Here is a 19,185-nt window from a genome sequence, read left to right on the forward strand (position 1 = left end):
GCACAATTCATCAAATAATGCCACAATTTTAAGAAAGACACGTAAAGGAGAAGGCTACATGACATTGAATAATATCAAAGCGATTTTTCTAGATATGGATGGAACAATTTTACATGAGGATAATAAAGCTTCAATTAAAACAAAATCAGTTATTGATGAATTACGAGAAAAGAGATATAAGATATTTTTAGCAACTGGTCGCTCATATACAGAGATTGATCAACTTGTACCTCCTCAATTTGAAGTTGATGGAATCATCAGTTCTAATGGTACGAGTGGAGAAGTAAACGATGATAATCTTTTCATGCATAGTTTATCGAGTGAAAGTGTTAAACGAATCGTATCTTTAGCACAACAGCAAGAAATATATTATGAAGTTTTCCCATTTAATGGATCAAGAATTGCGCTAAATGAAGATAAAGCATGGATGCAAGAGATGATTAAAGGTGATACGCCTCCAAATCGTGTAAGCGAAAGTGAATGGAAATCAAGATTAGATGCAATGTCTGGTAAGATTGATTGGAAAGAGGACATACCTGAAGATGACTATGCTAAAATATATTTATTTACGCCAAACTTAGAAAAAATAACAACTTTTAGAGATGAACTTATTCAAAATCAAGTGCTTTTAAACATTAGTGTTTCTAATTCATCAAGATTTAACGCTGAAACTATGGCATATCATACCGATAAAGGAACGGGTATTAAAGAAATGATAGAACACTTTAATATTAAACAAGAAGACACGCTTGTAATAGGGGATAGTGATAATGATAGAGCTATGTTTGCATTTGGTGGTTATAGCGTCGCAATGAAAAATGCACGACAAGAAATACAGGAAATTACTAATGAAGTGACACAATTCACTAATGAAGAAGATGGTGCTGCATTATTCTTAGAAAGCAAATTCCTAAAATAAAATTGTTGAACATAAAAGGTGGAACCCTTATTTAATTGGGTTCCACCTTATTTGTGTTATTTATCTTTATTGAAATTATGACTTACTTCATCTTTGGCATTCTCAGATTTTTGTTTAACATTGTTTGTAACATTATTTGAATGTCCTTCAACATTGTTTTTAGAAGGTTGATGAGAATTGTCAATTTTTTGTTGATTACTCAATGTTTCATTTTTATTAGTTACGCTTTTATCTTTATTTTTGTGCTTTTTCTTCTTCTCTTTAGTAGTTTTATTTAATTTTTCACCACGTTTTAAGAAGTACTGAACTGCACCCATTATAAGAACAAAATAAAGGATTAAACGTAATACAACAATAATTACTTGTGCTACATACAGAATGACTGTAGCAACTTTTTGAGACATGTTTCCAGTTGTTACAGAAAGAATTGTACCAAGTGGTTGAGTAATGATAATAATAATTAAATTGATTAAAAGAACAGCTATAAAGAATTTAAACCAAGTTTTATGGCCATTTCTAATACCTCTAAAGCCATCTTTAAAGTGAGACATGGCACTATAGTTAGATTCTCTTACTAATGAAACAGTATAATTAATCATTAAAATGAAAAAAAACCATGATACGATTGATGTAATTAATCCAATAATAATTAAAATAATGATTTGAATTGTTAGTAAAATGGCAATTGCATTATCAGATGAACTTACAGCTGACTGTAATGATGTAAATAAAGGTGTTAATGCTAAATTAAATAAATAATTTAATGCCATTATGATTAAGTACATCACTATAAATAAGCCAATTGAGATTAATGATAAAATTAAACTCTTACCATATTTACCTTTTTTGAATGCAACAAATAAGTCATTGAAATGAACATCTTCTCTTGAAATTGCTTTTGCAATAACATTAATTGCACCTGCTAGTAATTGATAACCTGCAAATATAAAGAATAATAATCCCAATAATAAAGCCAGGATCATAATAATTAAATACGGACCCGATGATTGTTGTAATTGCGCTGCTAGCTGCATTTGCATGAAATATTGCATAAAGAAAGTTCTAGCAACAGCAAAAACCGCAAATACTACAATGAAACTAACGATACTAAACAAAATCGTCTTAAGAATTTGCGGTTTAGCATTTTTTAATGCCAAACTATGATATTTGAACAAATATAAGCACTCCTTTACTTTAATATAAATACAATATCAAAATTTATACTTTTTTTAAAATAATATCTAACATATTTGAAGATTAAGTGTTAAAATATGCTAATGATTAAATTTTGAAAGGAGATATCATCATGAAATTCGCGATTATTACAGATGTGCATGGTAATTTCGATGCATTACAAACTGTCTTAGATGATATTGATAATAGAGAAGACATCGATAAAATTTACAATCTCGGGGACAATATCGGAATTGGTCATGAAACAAATAAAGTACTCGATACAATATTTGATCGTGATGATATGGAAATTATAGCTGGTAATCATGATGAAGCGGTTATGTCATTAGTAAATAGCACGCCTTATCCTGAAGATTTGAAGGATAAATTTTATGAGCATCATCAATGGATAGAGAGTCATATGGATGAAGATTACTATGACCAGCTTAATTTATTACCTAGATATATCGAAAAAACTATTTGTGGAAAAAAATTACTATTCATTCATTATGAAATTGAGAATCAAAAATTGGAGACTGGTATTGAAGGACAGCCGTTTAGTCCAATTACTGAAAATAGTAAAGAAAATATTATTGAATTATTTAAAGATAAAGATGCTGATTTGATTGCATTTGGCCATAATCATCAAATGCATTTATATGATGATAATAAAACAATTTATTTTAATCCTGGCGCAGTAGGTTTAAACAATGGAGCCAATGCCGTGTACGGTATTGTAACGATTAATGATAACGAGTTTTCAATCGAAAGAATTAAGCTACCTTATGATAATGAAGAATATTTACAAGGGTTCGATGAAAAACAAGTGCCAGCGAAGCAACTCATTTTTGAACATTTTTTATAAGTTGTAAAAAATAGGGGTTAGACAGAATTCAATTCGAATTCAACGTCTAACCCCTGATTAATTTTTAATAGGTTATACTAATGTGAGTGTTGATGCATAAATCCAGAACATAAAATTGATTCGTCATGTTGATGTTTTGGTGTTTCTAATTGAATCGTCATATGTTGTATATTAAGATGTGCTAATTCATGTTCTATTTGTTTAAGTAATTGCTCACAAGCCTCTATCGTAAGTGATTTATCTACAACTGCATGACAACTTAATGCATTCATATCATTAGAAATAGTCCAAACATGATAATCATGAACATTTTGTATTTCCTCATGACCCATTATTGTATAGATGACTTGTTCTAAATCTATGTCAGAGGGCGTTCCTTCCATTAAAATATTAATAGATGATTTCGTAATTCCGTATGCACTTTTCAAAATTAGCAGTGAAACCACTATACTCGCAATTGGATCTGCAATTGTAAAATTAAATGTCCATATGAGTATTGAGGCAATAATTGCACCAACAGATCCTAATAAATCTCCTAGTACGTGTATAAACGCACCACGCATATTTAAATTGTGATTGGTATCTCCGCCTTTAAACATAATAAGTGCTACTACGATATTAACTATTAAGCCTATTAAACTAATAATAAACATTTCTGTTGATTGAACTTCGGGTGGTGCAAAAAATCTTTTAATTGCTTCAACGATAATAACTATACTAATAACAAATAAAGTGACGCCATTAAACAATGCAGCTAAAACTTCGAAACGTTTATAACCAAATGTTTTACTAGATGTGGCATTCTTTTCAGCATAAATAAATGCAACAAGGGCAACACCTAGAGAAACTGTGTCGCTGAACATATGTAGTCCATCAGATAATAATGCTAAACTATTAGCAATAAAGCCACCTACAATTTCTATCACCATGAAAAGCCCAATAATAATAAAGGAAATGGCTAAAATTTTTTTATTATTAGTGTGTACATGTGAATGGTTGTGTGAATGTGTATGAGAATGATTAGTCATTTGAAACTTCACCTCTTAGATGTTTCGTATGATGAATGGCTTGTTTCAATAGGGTTGAAACATGTTGATCATCAATCGAATAGATTTTTGATTGACCTTGTCTTAAGGATTTAACAAGTCTAGCTTGTTTAAGAATTTTAAGTTGATGAGAAACATTAGACTGGCTCAAGTTTAGCGTATGTGTAATATGACCAACGCTAGATTCCTCTTGCTCTAACAATAATAGAATTCTTAATCTATTTGTATCACTTAGTGCTTTAAAAATTTCAGTAGTCTGTAATAAGGTAGCATCTTCGTTCCAATTGCTTAAAGATACATTCAAATAAATCACCTCTTAAATATATGAATATATGTTCATATATTAATTTAATATACATGATTGACTATGTCAAAAATGACTTACGTTTTAATTTTTATTTAAGTGGTAAATTGATGGAAGTAGTAATATTAAGGAGGACGATTTGAATGAGTTTATTAGTTATAGGTGCTAACGGTGGAGTAGGTTCTAAATTAGTAAAGCAACTTAAAGAAGATCAGGTAGATTTTACAGCTGGTGTACGTAAAAACGAACAAATTGAAACATTAAAGCAAGATAATATTGAAGCAACTTTAGTTGATGTAGAAAAAGATAGTATTGAAGACTTAACTGAAACATTTAACGGTTATGATAAAGTTTTATTTACTGTGGGTTCTGGTGGCAGTACAGGTGCTGACAAAACGATTATTGTAGATTTAGATGGTGCCATTAAGACAATTGAAGCTAGTAAACAAGCCAATGTTAAACATTATATTATGGTGTCAACGTATGATGCTCGTCGTGAAGCATTTGATCCAAGCGGTGATTTAAAACCATATACAATTGCTAAGCACTATGCTGATGAACACTTAAAAAATTCTGGATTAAATTATACGATTGTTCATCCAGGTGCGTTAGAAGATAAAGAAGGAACTTCTAAAATAGAGACTGATTTATACTTTGATGGAAAAGGTTCTATACCTAGAGAAGATGTGGCATCTGTGTTAAAAGAGGTTGCTTTATCTGAGAATAAATTCATTAATAAAGAATTCCAAGTTATTACAGGTAATCAAACAATAAGCGAAGCATTGTCTTCATTTGAATAAATGAGTTGTTTAAAGATAATCATTGAGTTAAAAAATGCTTTCATTAAACTTTAACTAATAGTAATTATTTCAGTTGTGGTGGGATAATGAATTCTAATTGAATTCTATCCCACTTCTTTATGTGTTTTATCATTTAAATAATTTCTATTAAAATAGAGATAAAGTTGATATAATAAAGATACGAATGGTAACACATGTGATGTTGAATAATTATTTTGAATATAATTACACTTTTACATAATTAACGTTTAAGTTTTATACATATAAATCAGATATTATCATTTACTTTAGAAATAGAGAATATAGCCTTAAATGGTTTTAGGGGGTGCAACTATGCCATTATTTTTAAAGCCTATTTTTTTCGAGAAAATTTGGGGCGGTAATAAATTAACTCAATTCAATTATGATATACCTAGTGAATCCACAGGAGAATGTTGGGGGATTTCTGCACACCCAAATGGAAAGAGTATGATCCTTAACGGGCCTTATGCTGGACAAACATTAGACCAAGTTTGGACGCAACATAGAGAATTGTTCGGTGATTTTCCAAGCAAAGATTTTCCGTTATTGTGCAAAATAGTTGATGCGAATGAGCCGCTATCGATTCATGTTCACCCAGATGATTCTTATGCTTATGAATTTGAAAATGGGCAATATGGCAAATCAGAATGTTGGTATATTATTGATGCAGAAGAAGATGCTGAAGTTTTAATTGGTACTACGGTTAACTCTAAAGAAGAACTGGAAAATCAGATTAACCAAGATAATTTATTGGAATCTTTAAAAAGAGTTAAAGTACAACCTGGGGAATTTTATTTTATTCCTGCTGGTACTATACATTCAATCGGTTCAGGTATAACTGTATATGAAACAATGCAATCTTCAGATATTACATATAGATTATATGATTATAATAGACAACGTGAAAATAGTTCTTCATTAGATGTTGATAAAGCATTAGATGTTATTCAATATTCTCAAGAACTACCTAGTATCGTTCCTGAAAATGAAATTATTGAAAATCATAAATGTAGTCACATTGTGTCTAATGATTTCTTTACAATGGTTAAATGGGAAGTTAGTGGGACATTAAATTATATGAAACCTAGAGAATTTTGTCTTGTTTCAGTTTTAAATGGTGATGGACAAATTATTATTGATGGAGAAATCTTCAAGATTCAAAAAGGTTCCAATTTTGTGCTGACTTCAGAAGACTTAGATAGTGTCTTTGAAGGAGACTTTACACTAATCATTAGTTATATTTGATTTTTATTGTTCGTGTTATAAATGATTCATTGTATTAAAGAGGAGTGTGAATATTGAAACAGTTTTTATATATCTCTTTAGTATGTGGTGTGATAGCTGGGGCAGGTGTCTTTTTCAATATGCCACAATATCCTTCACTTGTTATTCCTAGAGTTGTTGCTATATTAGGTATTATAAGTGCAATTATTACCATTAAAGATAAAGATTTAAGTGGATTACTAAAACTTGGTGGCATCATGATCAATCTAATGCCATTATTAGGTAGTTTACTAGCACCTCATTAAATTAATGCATAGGGGAATATTTAGAATTATTAATAATGGATTCTGAATGTTCCCCTTTTTAGCAACTTATTAAATTGAGATAAAATACTAAAAAAATTAAACATAAATAACGACGATATGTTAAGATTTATAGCATAACTTACTAAACATAGCATTTAATTAAAATACAATGAAATCAATTAAAATACATAATAACTTTCGAGAATTAATTTAAAGGAGACCCACAATGGAAGAAGAAGTAAATTACTTTTGGCTTAACTGTGGCTATACTAGATGGAATCACAATGAACCGTTAGTAGGTCAAACAACATTATTTGAATCTGGAGCTCAATTCAACCCTACTCAAGGTTTTAGAGCCTTCAAAAAGGCTAAGACAGGGGATCAAGTTATATTTTATCAAGTCCAAACAGATACTGGATTACTTGGTATTGGAGAAATTATTAGTGTTCAAACAGGTGCTCAAAATAAAATTAGAGTTGAATTTAAATTTAATGAACTATTAAAACCACTTACTACTGATTATTTAAAACGTAGTGAAACGCTTGATTTTCGCATGAATAATATGCGTGAAACATTAATTAATCAATTAACTAAAGAAGAGTATGATTTAATTGTTTCTCTAGGTAAAGGTGAAGAGAAACTTCCACGTTATTTCTTCCTTTCTGAAACTGAGTCATTTGAATCAGGAGAATATTATACTATTTATACTCATACGTATAACGGCATTAAACGTAATGGATATCATTTTTACAATCAGTTAGAAATAGGAGATAATCTTATCTTCTATAATAAATATGAAGATCAGTCAGTGGTAGGTATTGGAGAAGTTTCTCGACATATTCATGAGAAACCACCTATTCCTGGGAGAACAAATAGTACTGCCATTGAAATATATTATGATAAGCATATTACTCCAGTGACATTAGGTGCATTAAATAAACATCCTAAATTAAAAAATCTTTATTTTTTACAAGAAAATGCGAAACAGGCCATCGCAAGCATGAGTCAAACTCAATACGATGCTATTATTGAAATGAGTAATAATGATGGTGTGAAAACACCTTTTGAAACAATTAAAAAAACTGAAATTGATTCAGCAAGTCATGATGATTCAATAAAACCTTTTATATTGTTGGTTGTAGAACAACGAGAAGAAGGATTGAAAGCGGCAAATAATTTATTACAAAAGACAAATGCAAATCCTGTAATAACTAGTGGACATCCGGATTTTACAGAGGACATGTTATATGGTAAATATTTACCAAATGAAACTGGTGCCTTATACTATCGCGAAGGTTTTATCACTCAATTAATGCCTAAAAATGATAAAAGTTATTTAGTCATTGATAATTTTAATAGAATTGATCCTGACATTTTCCAAACATACATCAATGTGTTAGAAGGATATGAAGTAACTTTACCTAGATATAATAAAGAGGGACAAATGGTAAAATGGTCAAGAGAAAAAGATTCATTCTATCATTTTAATCCGAACTGGCATATTATTGGTGTAACTTACGACCGTCTAGAAGATATAAAACGCAAATATTCAAATCAATTTCTTAAATATACAAGAATTGTAAAAGTAAATCATGAATAACTTTAGATAACTAAACCTGAGACGTTTTACTATGTCTCAGGTTTTTAATTTTATTATTATGGCTTTAATATTTTATATCAAATTTAAAACATTCATAGTTAAAGGCATGCTATGCTATGGACATTTTTAGTGTTTAATGTAAGGCATAGCATGGAATATTAATAATAAGACTTAGAGGAAGGTGAAAGAAATGCCTATTATTTATTACGATGGTAATTGTGTTTATTGTTATAACTATTGCATTTGGTTAATACAGAATGGACTTCCTAAGAGTTATGAATTCGCAACTTTAAAAGGGGAAGCAGGGCAACACTTATTTGAACAACATCCAGAAGCATTAAATAAAAACAGCGTGATTTTACAACGTGGTCAACATTTAGAGTTTAAATCCAATGCGATTGCTAGTCTTATCATGACTACAACGAAATACAAGTGGTTAGGATTGTTAATTAAAGTTATTCCACGTCAAATAAGAGATCTAGCGTATAATTTATTTGCAAATAATCGAAATAGGATGTGGAAGACGCATTGGCATAATCCAAATGAATATGAAAAATCCTTTTTCATAGATGATAAACGCATCTAATTGATAAAATGTTATCATAATTGATAATGAGTGGTTTGTTAGTAAATATATATATTATTTTAGTTGCTGATGCAAATTACTTTTCAAATACTGTTATATAAGTTTTAATAGTTAATAAGAAAAGGTAGTTATAAAAATTAGTGATAAAAAAGTTAAACATAACTATTTACAGATTATAATCATTATAATATAATAATAATTGTAATAAAGAGAAAACAATTTAGAAGTACAAGGAGAGAATATAATGAGTCAACAAGATGTAGTAAAAGAATTAAATCAACAAGTTGCAAACTGGACAGTAGCATATACTAAATTGCACAATTTCCATTGGTATGTTAAAGGACCTAATTTCTTCTCATTACATGAGAAGTTCGAAGAGTTATACAATGAAGCTAGTCAATATGTAGATGACTTAGCAGAACGTATTTTAGCAATTGGTGGAAATCCAGTAGGTACATTGAAAGAAAGTCTTGAAATTTCTATCGTTGATGAAGCGGGTAAAAATTACTCAGCTGAACAAATGGTTGAAGCCTTCTCTAATGATTTAACTCATATCTCAGAGCAATTAGTTAAATCTATAGAAGTAGCTGGAGAAGCTGGCGATGATGTTTCAGAAGATATGTTCATCGGTATGAAAAATTCTGTTGATAAACACAATTGGATGTTCAAATCATATTTAGTTTAATTAATATATAAAAAGGTGCTTGAGATTTCATTATCGTCTCAAGCACCTTTTATTATCTATTAGAATTTGATATTACTCGGCGATTTCCAATGCTATTTCCATCATTTGAGTAAATGAATTTTGTCTTTCTTCAGCTGTAGTTGCTTCGTCTCTTAGAATATGGTCACTAACTGTAAAAATACCTAACGCTTTTTTACCAGCATTAATTGCATTCAAGTATAAACCTGCTGATTCCATTTCTATACCCAATATACCCATTTTTTGCCAATTATCATTGAATGTTTTATCAGCATTGTAGAATGTATCTGAAGATAAAACATTACCTACATGGCTTACTGCTCCTATTTCATCTGCTACATTTTTAGCTTTAGTGATGAGTTCATAGTCAGCTATTGGAGCAAAGTGACCAGGTATATTAAATTGATCAACATAATTAGAATTTGTAGATGCTGCTTGAGCAATAATGACATCATATAAATTTACATTCTCTTGTAATGCGCCACATGAACCTACGCGAATAATAGTATCAACATCAAAGAAATTATATAACTCATAAGAATAAATACCGATACTTGGTATTCCCATCCCTGATCCCATTACAGAAACTTCTTTTCCTTTATATGTACCTGTGTAACCAAACATATTTCTAACTTCATTAAATTGTTCAACATTTTCTAAAAAGTTATCAGCAATATATTTTGCACGTAATGGATCGCCAGGCATTAAAACAGTCTTTGCGATTTTTGTTCCGTTAGGTTGAATATGAGGTGTGCCATTTGTCATTAATATCTTCTCCTTATCATGATTGTTAAGATTAAGATAACATTTGTTTAACTTTTTTGCGAATTTTTGTACTATAGAAATGAGAGGACTATATTAATTTAAATAGTTAATATTCCAATTAGATGGAATATCATTTAAATTTAACAACATATTGGAGGAAACTACTATGAATTATGCTAAATTTATTGATCACACATTATTGAAACCTGAATCTACACGTCAACAAATCGATCAAATTATTGATGAAGCCAAAGAGTATAACTTTAAATCTATTTGTGTAAATCCTACACATGTAAAATATGCAGCAGAACGATTAAATGATTCTGATGTATTGGTTTGTACCGTTATAGGTTTCCCACTTGGTGCTACTACAACTGCTACTAAAATCTTTGAAACTGAAGATGCCATAAAAAATGGCGCAACTGAACTTGATATGGTTATCAATATCGGCGCACTTAAAGATGGAAGATTTGAAGATGTTCAAAAAGACATTGAGGGCGTAGTTGGAGCAGCAAATGGAAAAACAGTAAAAGTGATTATTGAAACTGTGCTTTTATCAGATGAAGAAAAAGTTAAAGCAAGTGAATTAGCGAAAGCAGCTGGTGCTGATTTCGTTAAAACATCAACTGGTTTTGCTGGGGGAGGCGCTACACCTGAAGATGTGAAATTAATGAAAGATACAGTGGGAGACGAATTAGAGGTTAAAGCATCAGGTGGCGTTCGCAGTTTGGAAGATTTCAACAAAATGATTGATGCAGGTGCTACGCGTATAGGTGCGAGTGCAGGTGTTCAAATTATTCAAGGCTTAGAGTCAGATTCTGATTATTAATAATGCAATTAACGTAACAGCACACAGATACAACAGCTTATTTTGAGAGGGGTTCAGAATTATGAGAATGGTAGATATTATTGAAAAAAAACGCGATGGTAAATCATTATCAAAAGAAGAAATTGAATTCTTTATCAAAGGTTACACGAATGGGGATATTCCAGATTATCAGGCATCGAGTTTAGCTATGGCTATCTTTTTCCAAGATATGAATGACGAAGAGCGTGCAGCATTAACTATGGCAATGGTTAATTCAGGTGATGTGATTGACTTATCAAAAATCAATGGTATTAAAGTTGATAAGCATTCAACAGGAGGCGTTGGTGATACCACTACATTAGTATTAGCGCCTCTAGTGGCAGCAGTGGGTGTCCCAGTAGCCAAAATGAGTGGTCGTGGCTTAGGACATACGGGTGGAACAATTGATAAATTAGAATCAATCAAAGGATTTCACGTTGAAATCTCTGAAGAGGATTTCATTAAACTTGTTAATGAAAATCAAGTTGCTGTTATTGGACAGTCAGGTAATTTAACTCCAGCTGATAAGAAACTTTATGCATTGAGAGATGTAACAGGGACAGTTAACTCAATTCCTTTAATTGCATCATCTATTATGAGTAAAAAAATTGCTGCGGGTGCTGATGCTATCGTCTTAGATGTTAAAACTGGTAACGGTGCTTTCATGAAAACATTAGAGGACGCTGAAGCGTTAGCACATGCTATGGTTAGTATAGGGAATAATGTAGGTAGAAATACAATGGCTATTATTTCTGACATGAGCCAACCACTTGGTCGAGCAATTGGTAATGCTTTAGAATTGAAAGAAGCTATTGATACATTAAATGGTAAAGGACCAGAAGATTTAACTGAACTTGTATTAACACTCGGTTCTCAAATGGTAGTTCTAGCTAATAGAGCAAATACACTTGAGGAAGCACGTCAATTATTAAATGAAGCAATTGAAAATGGTTCAGCTTTAGAAAAATTCAAAACATTTTTAGAGAATCAAGGTGGCGATGCCTCAGTAGTTGATGCGCCTGAATTATTACCAACAGCAACATATCAAATCGAGTATAAAGCTCAATCAAGTGGCGTAGTTTCAGAACTTATTGCTAATGAAATTGGTGTTGCTTCAATGATGTTAGGTGCAGGGAGACAAACTAAAGAGGATGAAATAGATTTAAGTGTTGGGATTGTATTAAACAAGAAAGTAGGAGACGTTGTTAAAGAGGGAGAATCTTTATTAACCATTCACAGTAATCGTGAAAATTTTGACGACGTTATTAAGAAACTTGATGAAAGTATTGAAATTCAAGCACAAGCAACAACACCAACATTAATTCATAAAATAATTACAGAGTAGGAGTGTTAAATATGACTACACCATTCAAAAGAGTACATTTAATTGTTATGGATTCAGTAGGTATCGGTGAAGCACCTGATGCTGCAGCTTTCAATGATGAAGGATCTCATACATTAAAGCATACATTAGAAGGATTTAACCAAACGCTACCTAATTTGGAAAAATTAGGATTGGGTAATATTGAAGAATTACCTGTGGTCAATAAAGTTGAACAACCAGGTGCTTTCTATACTAAACTTAGTGAAGCTTCCGTGGGTAAAGATACCATGACAGGACATTGGGAAATCATGGGTTTAAATATCATGCAACCATTTAAAGTATATCCAAACGGATTTCCTGATGAGTTAATACAAGAGATTGAAGAAATGACAGGTCGTAAAGTTGTAGCAAATAAGCCCGCTTCAGGGACAGCCATTATTGATGAATTAGGTGAGCATCAAATGAAAACTGGGGACTTAATCGTCTATACTAGCGCTGACCCAGTACTTCAAATTGCTGCACATGAAGATATTATCCCTCTTGAAGAATTATATGATATTTGTGAAAAGGTTCGAGAATTAACTAAAGATCCTAAATACTTAATTGGTCGCGTAATTGCACGTCCGTATGTAGGTGAACCTGGAAACTTTACACGTACTTCTAATCGACATGATTACGCGCTAAAACCATTTGGCAAAACTGTTATGAATACATTAAAAGATAATAACTATGATGTTATTGCTATTGGAAAAATTAATGATATTTATGATGGTGAAGGTGTAACTGAAGCAATAAGAACAAAAAATAATATGGATGGTATGGATCAATTAATAAATGTCGTAAAAAAAGATTTTAATGGCATTAGTTTTTTAAATTTAGTTGATTTCGATGCATTATACGGCCATCGTAGAGACAAAGAAGGTTATGCACAAGCTATTAAAGATTTCGACGAGCGATTACCTGAATTAATCGACAATCTTCAAGAAGATGATTTAGTTATTATCACGGCTGATCACGGAAATGACCCTATTGCCGATGGTACTGATCATACTAGAGAGTATATCCCAGTACTTATGTTTAGCCCTAAAATTGATAAATACCATGAATTATCAGGAGACAGTACGTTTAGTTCAATCGGTGCGACCATTGCAGATAATTTCAATGTGGAATTACCTGAATTTGGTAAGAGTTATTTGAATGAAATGGGAGTTGAACATTAATGAAAGTATTGCGTTATTTATTAGGTTTAGCTTTTGGAACAGCTGGCGTTCTACATTTTACAAATGAACGCTCATTTAGAAATATTGTTCCAGAATACTTACCATTACGTAAAACAGCTGTTTTGGTAACAGGTGTATTTGAAATTTTCTTTGGCATTATGTTGTTATTAAAACGTCCTGCTAATTGGTTAAAAACAGGTATAAATCTTTTCTTACTAGCTGTATTACCGGCAAATATATATATGGCACGAAAAGAATTACCTTTAGGTGATAAACAAGTACCTAAATGGGCATTATACTCAAGACTACCAATGCAATTTGTTTTAATTGCACTAGTAAAAAAATTATAAAAGAGAAAAGTAAAACCACCAATACTTAAATATACTTAAGTATTGGTGGTTTTTATTTTAAATATGAAATTTATTTACCTTCACCAAAAATATCTGACCATTGATTGCGTTTATCTAAAAATGCTTGCGCAATTTCTTTTGCACCTTCAAGTGAATGACTTGCTGCCCAACCGCATTGTACTTCATTGCAAGCGGGTATCTCAGTAGCTTCTAAAACATCATTTAGTGTTTTTTCAATTATATTTAACACATCTTCATAGTCGTCATGATTAATAAATGAAACATAAAAACCAGTTTGACAACCCATTGGACTTAAATCAACAACTTTATCAGTATGATTTCTAATGTTTTCAGCCATTAAATGCTCTAGTGAGTGTAACCCAGGCATTTCCATGTGCTCTTTGTTAGGTTGTTTAAAGCGAATGTCATACTTTTTAATAACATCACCATTTAAGCCTTCCATTGTACCAGCTAAACGGACGAAAGGTGCAACAACTTTAGTGTGATCAAGATTAAAACTTTCAACGTTCATTTTAGTCATGATAAATCCTCCTATATTAAATAAGCTTAATTATTAAGTTAACGATTTGATTGTATCAATAGTTAAGGGTATTTACAATTTTCAAAATTATAGTTAAACAAAGTGAACTGTGAGAAAATTTCGTAAATATAAGGTTAATTAATGACAACAATCTTTAAATCCGATAAAATAAGTAATAATTAATTGAGAAACGATATGGTTACAATATCCAAAATATTTTTAAAGATTTTTACAATAATAAGGGAGTTATGATTTATGAGTAATAAACAAGGAATTTTAGATTATATAGAGAATAATAAATATGATTATGTTGAAATTAGTCATAGAATACATGAACGCCCTGAATTAGGCAATGAAGAAATTTTCGCGTCTAGAACGCTTATAGATAAATTGAAAGAGAATGATTTCGATATAGAAACGGATATTGCTGGACACGCTACTGGATTTATAGCTACATATGATTCTGGACAAGAAGGCCCAGTTATTGGCTATTTAGCTGAATATGATGCATTGCCAGGCCTAGGTCATGCGTGTGGTCATAATATTATTGGAACTGCTAGTGTACTTGCGGGTTCAGCATTGAAACAAGTTATAGACCGCATCGGTGGTAAAGTTGTCGTGCTCGGTTGTCCTGCAGAAGAAGGTGGCGAAAATGGTAGTGCAAAAGCTTCATATGTTAAGGCTGGTATTATCGATGATATCGATATAGCATTAATGATTCATCCAGGTAATGCAACTTATCCAACCATTGATACACTAGCGGTGGATGTATTAGATATAAAATTTTATGGCAAAAGTGCACATGCTTCTGAAAATGCTGACGAAGCTTTAAACGCATTAGATGCAATGATTTCATATTTTAACGGTGTAGCACAATTAAGACAGCACATTAAAAAAAGTCAACGCGTACATGGTGTTATCTTAGACGGAGGAAAAGCTGCAAATATTATACCCGATTTTACACATGCTCGATTCTATACACGTGCAACCACTCGAAAAGAACTAGATATTTTAACAGAAAAAGTTAATCAAATTGCTAGGGGTGCTGCAATTCAAACAGGTTGCGATTATGAATTTGGCCCTATACAAAATGGTGTGAACGAATTTATTAAGACACCTAAATTAGATGAATTGTTTGAGAAGTACGCGCTCGAAGTTGGTGAAGATGTAAGTCATGATGATTTTGGTTTTGGATCAACAGATACGGGTAATGTCAGTCATATAGTACCTACGATTCATCCTCATGTGAAGATAGGATCTAGAAACTTAGTTGGTCATACACATAGATTTAGAGAGGCTGCGGCAAGTGTACATGGTGATCAAGCGTTAATTCATGGTGCGAAAATCATAGCATTAATGGGGTTAGAACTAATTGAAAATAAGGGAATGTTTGATGAAATTGTTCAACAGCACTCTCATATAAAGGGGCAGTCAAAATGACGATAAATGAAAAAGGTCTAAAATTAACTTTAAGTGACTTATATAATGAAAATATTGTGTATAACTCGAGACCATCTTATGTTTCAAATCCATGGTTAAAGCCTGAGGAACATCAATCTAATTTCTTAACTGGTCGTGAAATGCTTATTGCAGATTCAATGCCAATGATTGTACATGAAGCAAGTATTACTGAAAAATTAGATCAATTATTTAATCTTGTTGGAAAAAAAGTTCCCACAAATACGTATCAATTTAAAAACCATGAAACATATGAAGCACTATTAAATCGAATTGTTAAAGAAGAAGGTAAAGATATATATTTTCAATATATTCATAGTGAAGATGTTGTTTCAGATAAATGCTACGCTGTAGATAAAGAGACCTTTGTAGCTTTAAACAATAAAGCACGAATACCAGAATGGACGAATCATAAATATTTGCCAGAGCGAGAAATTGTATCGATAAATGATTTTAAAGCGCGCATAAAAGAATGGGATTTCCCTTTTGTAATTAAACCAGGTGATGACTTACCAACAGCTGGTGGATACGGTGTAATGATTTGCTATGATGAAGAGGACTTAGCTAAAGCAACCCAACGTATTTTAGAAGCAAGTGATGCAACGGATAATTTAATAATTGAACAAAAAATTGAAGCGGTAAAGAATTATTGTGTTCAGTATGCTTATTCTGAAGAAATAGGTGTGACTTATTTAGGCACTGCATATCAAATCACTGATAAATATGGATTTTATGCTGGAAATGAAAATGTACATGATGTCCCTCAACAAGTCATTGATGCAGGAAGAGAAATTATGGAAAATGGTGTAAAGCTGGGTTTCTTTGGTGTAGCTGGTTTTGATTTACTATTAGATAAAAACGATGATGTTTTTGCCATCGATTTAAACTTTAGACAAAATGGCTCTACAAGCATGTTATTATTACAAGAAGAATTAAATTCATCATATCAGAAATTTTATAGCTACTTCTCTAATGGTGATAATGAACATTTCTTTAATACAATTTTAAAATTTGTCAAAAAGGGCGTATTATATCCATTATCTTATTATGATGGTGATTGGTTTGGAAAGAATGCAGTTAACTCTCGTTTTGGTTGTATATGGACTGGAGATTCAAAAGAAGCCATAGAGAAAATTGAAAAATCCTTTTTAGCTGAATTAGATAAAAATTAATTTACCCTAATCAATATCCATGGATAGGTATATAGCAATAATTTTAAAAAGTATAATTTCAATTCTTATCATTTAAATGAATCAAAAGATATTAATTCAATATAGTTATAGCTCAATGCGTCAATTTGGGAGCAAGACATGGCATTCATCAAGAATACAGTCTTGGTCCCTTATTTTTTAGTATAGAAATTTGACGACATAAGTATTGTCATTTAGTATTTTAATAGTTGCAAATTAGAAATGGAGGGTTATGCATTGTCTTATAAGAATGAGGCGTACTTTAAAGATGTACTGATTAATGAAGTGTTTTATGTTGCTAACAAAAATAAAAAGCTAGTCAGACTAAATAGTAATAACCAAGATTATGTTGGCGTTTGGACTCAAGAAGGACAAGCGGAAGACTATTTAAAACATGCGTCAATCGATTATGACCGTGTGCTAAAAATTGATATTGATACATTCGTTACATATGAATTGGATGACTTATTTGATGAGGATGATCAAGTTATCATTAATCAAACATCACAAGAAACTGGTCAAATTGTAAAAGTCGTAAAAATGACTGATGAATTAATGTCAGAGTTGGATAAAATTCGTATTAAAGAGTTTGTAAAAGATGTTGCCAAAGAAGACCAAGTATTTGGTTTATCAAAACATGATGAAAATCATTTTATATTGATTAGTGATGATAGTGAAGAAAAACCTCAAATCATGCCGGTTTGGAGCTTGAAAAATAGAGCACTCAAAGTTCGTGATGAAGATTTTGAGGAATGTGAATTAATTGAAATTGAAGGTAGTGTATTTAGCGAATGGTTAGATAAGTTACGTGATAATGACCAAGTTGTCGCAATTGATTTGAAACCTGGTGTGGTAGGAACAGTCATTTCTGCACAAAAATTATCAAATGAATTAACTTTTTAATTTGAAGCACGTAACATTTAGTGAAATTTTGTCTTTATATATACATTATTAAATAGTCGATGTTAAATCTGTCGATGCAGTTGAGATTTAGATGAATTGTTAAACCCTTAATCACATCTTTTGGTGATTAAGGGTTTTTTATAAATATTAAAAGTATTTAATTTAAATAAATTGCGCCAAGTGCTCCTGAAAAAGCACCATTCTCAATGTAATATGGTTTGAAACCACGTAATACCGTATAATCTTCAATTACTTCACGTAAAAGTGGATTATTGTTGAAAGAAGACCCGATATATACAACATTCTCAGTTTTATTTTCACGAGCAACGGTTATGGCCATAGTAGTTATTACTTCACCAACGACTCCAACCACTGATGCTAATTTATTAGCTGGTGAAAAATCTACGTCTAAATTATGTAAGACGTTTCCAAAGTTAGCAGCTGTTAATTCACCTGGAATAGGTGGTTCGGTATCTTTGTAAATATGCTTAACTTTAAGATCAATCGTATCTCTATCTCCAGATTGAGCTAGATTTGTAAGTGCTTCATAATCTGTAATTTGTGATAATAAGTATCCCAGTCCTTGAATCATACCTCCACCAGTACCCACACCGCCTACACGACGTTGTTGTTTGCCATCGAAATAATGTAACGAAGTGCCTGTACCGACATTAGCGAATATATATTCGTCAATATGATGACCTTGCTCTTTAAGAAGCATACCCAAACCTTTAGATGATGCATCGAATTCAACAAATATAGTTGCATCCACATTTAAATTTTCAGCAATAACACCTGCATTTCCGCCAGTAAGACTGATTGATTCAAAAGTGTTTGCGTTTAACCATGCAATTACCTCTGAAATGTTTGTAGTAAGTTTTGTTTCATACGAACGTCCTTGTTGAGATTCTTGGACGATTTTTATTAGCGTACCACCGGCATCTATACCGACTTTCATTCTAGTTCACCTCGTGATTTTATATGTCATATTTATAGTAAAGCAAATTAGCTAAATTTCAATAGATTATTTTTAAATTGTAA

The 19,185-nt window shown here is 31.5% G+C and carries 21 protein-coding genes; 15 read left to right on the forward strand and 6 right to left on the reverse strand.

Annotated features, from left to right (window positions below; all coding sequences use genetic code 11):
• Nucleotides 1-64 precede the first annotated feature (64 nt).
• Entirely contained in the window at nucleotides 65-919 is an 855-nt protein-coding gene (locus EQ029_RS03880; protein ID WP_230197428.1) for an HAD family hydrolase, read from the forward strand.
• Between the two features lie 56 nt (nucleotides 920-975).
• Here EQ029_RS03880 and EQ029_RS03885 read toward each other — a convergent pair whose 3' ends face one another.
• Nucleotides 976-2,094 carry an EscU/YscU/HrcU family type III secretion system export apparatus switch protein gene (locus EQ029_RS03885; RefSeq protein WP_053021755.1) on the reverse strand — a complete coding sequence of 373 codons (1,119 nt, stop codon included), beginning with the start codon at nucleotides 2,092-2,094 and terminating at the stop codon, nucleotides 976-978.
• Between the two features lie 131 nt (nucleotides 2,095-2,225).
• Between EQ029_RS03885 and EQ029_RS03890 the strand changes: the two genes are divergently transcribed.
• On the forward strand, nucleotides 2,226-2,957 hold the full coding sequence (locus EQ029_RS03890; protein WP_057504768.1) for a metallophosphoesterase family protein: 732 nt from the start codon (nucleotides 2,226-2,228) through the stop codon (nucleotides 2,955-2,957).
• Nucleotides 2,958-3,034: 77 nt separating this feature from the next.
• Here the strand turns inward: EQ029_RS03890 and czrB are convergent, their stop codons facing one another.
• Complete coding sequence (gene czrB / locus EQ029_RS03895; RefSeq protein WP_011275199.1) at nucleotides 3,035-3,985, reverse strand: CDF family zinc efflux transporter CzrB; 951 nt, start codon at nucleotides 3,983-3,985, stop codon at nucleotides 3,035-3,037.
• Nucleotides 3,978-4,307: an ArsR/SmtB family transcription factor gene (locus tag EQ029_RS03900; RefSeq protein WP_011275200.1), complete on the reverse strand. Its 330-nt coding sequence runs from the start codon at nucleotides 4,305-4,307 to the stop codon at nucleotides 3,978-3,980. The genes czrB and EQ029_RS03900 overlap by 8 nt, the downstream gene beginning before the upstream one ends.
• Before the next feature lie 143 nt (nucleotides 4,308-4,450).
• Between EQ029_RS03900 and EQ029_RS03905 the strand changes: the two genes are divergently transcribed.
• From EQ029_RS03905 to EQ029_RS03930, 6 genes are all read left to right on the forward strand, one after another.
• Nucleotides 4,451-5,107 (forward strand): SDR family oxidoreductase, encoded by a 657-nt coding sequence (locus EQ029_RS03905; protein ID WP_011275201.1) that lies wholly within the window; start codon nucleotides 4,451-4,453, stop codon nucleotides 5,105-5,107.
• Between the two features lie 333 nt (nucleotides 5,108-5,440).
• Nucleotides 5,441-6,373: a type I phosphomannose isomerase catalytic subunit gene (locus EQ029_RS03910; RefSeq protein WP_011275202.1), complete on the forward strand. Its 933-nt coding sequence runs from the start codon at nucleotides 5,441-5,443 to the stop codon at nucleotides 6,371-6,373.
• A 53-nt stretch (nucleotides 6,374-6,426) separates the two neighbouring features.
• A complete protein-coding gene (locus tag EQ029_RS03915; RefSeq protein ID WP_011275203.1) occupies nucleotides 6,427-6,657 on the forward strand; it encodes a hypothetical protein in 231 nt (76 codons plus the stop codon).
• Nucleotides 6,658-6,883: 226 nt separating this feature from the next.
• A complete protein-coding gene (locus EQ029_RS03920; RefSeq protein ID WP_011275204.1) occupies nucleotides 6,884-8,257 on the forward strand; it encodes an EVE domain-containing protein in 1,374 nt (457 codons plus the stop codon).
• 190 nt (nucleotides 8,258-8,447) lie between these two features.
• Complete coding sequence (locus tag EQ029_RS03925; protein WP_016931224.1) at nucleotides 8,448-8,843, forward strand: thiol-disulfide oxidoreductase DCC family protein; 396 nt, start codon at nucleotides 8,448-8,450, stop codon at nucleotides 8,841-8,843.
• A gap of 241 nt (nucleotides 8,844-9,084) precedes the next feature.
• A complete protein-coding gene (locus tag EQ029_RS03930) occupies nucleotides 9,085-9,528 on the forward strand; it encodes a Dps family protein (protein ID WP_029376676.1) in 444 nt (147 codons plus the stop codon).
• Between the two features lie 72 nt (nucleotides 9,529-9,600).
• Here the strand turns inward: EQ029_RS03930 and deoD are convergent, their stop codons facing one another.
• On the reverse strand, nucleotides 9,601-10,311 hold the full coding sequence (deoD, locus tag EQ029_RS03935) for a purine-nucleoside phosphorylase (RefSeq protein ID WP_033079614.1): 711 nt from the start codon (nucleotides 10,309-10,311) through the stop codon (nucleotides 9,601-9,603).
• A gap of 166 nt (nucleotides 10,312-10,477) precedes the next feature.
• On the opposite strand from deoD, the gene deoC reads away from it, so the two are divergent.
• The 4 genes from deoC (at nucleotide 10,478) to EQ029_RS03955 (ending at nucleotide 14,052) form a co-directional block, all read left to right on the forward strand.
• Nucleotides 10,478-11,140 carry a deoxyribose-phosphate aldolase gene (gene deoC, locus EQ029_RS03940; RefSeq protein WP_016931222.1) on the forward strand — a complete coding sequence of 221 codons (663 nt, stop codon included), beginning with the start codon at nucleotides 10,478-10,480 and terminating at the stop codon, nucleotides 11,138-11,140.
• A 61-nt stretch (nucleotides 11,141-11,201) separates the two neighbouring features.
• Nucleotides 11,202-12,503, forward strand: coding sequence for a pyrimidine-nucleoside phosphorylase (locus EQ029_RS03945; RefSeq protein ID WP_037559634.1), 1,302 nt, complete (start codon nucleotides 11,202-11,204; stop codon nucleotides 12,501-12,503).
• Between the two features lie 11 nt (nucleotides 12,504-12,514).
• On the forward strand, nucleotides 12,515-13,702 hold the full coding sequence (deoB, locus tag EQ029_RS03950) for a phosphopentomutase (RefSeq protein WP_011275210.1): 1,188 nt from the start codon (nucleotides 12,515-12,517) through the stop codon (nucleotides 13,700-13,702).
• Nucleotides 13,702-14,052 carry a DoxX family protein gene (locus tag EQ029_RS03955; RefSeq protein WP_011275211.1) on the forward strand — a complete coding sequence of 117 codons (351 nt, stop codon included), beginning with the start codon at nucleotides 13,702-13,704 and terminating at the stop codon, nucleotides 14,050-14,052. The genes deoB and EQ029_RS03955 overlap by 1 nt, the downstream gene beginning before the upstream one ends.
• Before the next feature lie 70 nt (nucleotides 14,053-14,122).
• On the opposite strand, the gene EQ029_RS03960 is transcribed toward EQ029_RS03955, so the two are convergent.
• A complete protein-coding gene (locus EQ029_RS03960) occupies nucleotides 14,123-14,593 on the reverse strand; it encodes an S-ribosylhomocysteine lyase (RefSeq protein ID WP_053020170.1) in 471 nt (156 codons plus the stop codon).
• A 255-nt stretch (nucleotides 14,594-14,848) separates the two neighbouring features.
• Here EQ029_RS03960 and EQ029_RS03965 point away from each other — a divergent pair, with 255 nt between their 5' ends.
• The 3 genes from EQ029_RS03965 (at nucleotide 14,849) to EQ029_RS03975 (ending at nucleotide 18,144) form a co-directional block, all read left to right on the forward strand.
• Nucleotides 14,849-16,033 (forward strand): M20 family metallopeptidase, encoded by a 1,185-nt coding sequence (locus tag EQ029_RS03965; protein ID WP_011275213.1) that lies wholly within the window; start codon nucleotides 14,849-14,851, stop codon nucleotides 16,031-16,033.
• Nucleotides 16,030-17,223, forward strand: coding sequence for an L-aspartate--L-methionine ligase LdmS (gene ldmS, locus EQ029_RS03970; RefSeq protein WP_037559102.1), 1,194 nt, complete (start codon nucleotides 16,030-16,032; stop codon nucleotides 17,221-17,223). Before EQ029_RS03965 ends, ldmS begins: the two co-directional genes overlap by 4 nt.
• A 255-nt stretch (nucleotides 17,224-17,478) precedes the next feature.
• Nucleotides 17,479-18,144, forward strand: coding sequence for a DUF2750 domain-containing protein (locus tag EQ029_RS03975; RefSeq protein WP_011275215.1), 666 nt, complete (start codon nucleotides 17,479-17,481; stop codon nucleotides 18,142-18,144).
• A 157-nt stretch (nucleotides 18,145-18,301) separates the two neighbouring features.
• On the opposite strand, the gene coaW is transcribed toward EQ029_RS03975, so the two are convergent.
• A complete protein-coding gene (gene coaW, locus EQ029_RS03980) occupies nucleotides 18,302-19,102 on the reverse strand; it encodes a type II pantothenate kinase (protein ID WP_011275216.1) in 801 nt (266 codons plus the stop codon).
• Nucleotides 19,103-19,185 lie beyond the last annotated feature (83 nt).

This window comes from Staphylococcus haemolyticus, assembly GCF_006094395.1.
GTDB lineage: Bacteria > Bacillota > Bacilli > Staphylococcales > Staphylococcaceae > Staphylococcus > Staphylococcus haemolyticus.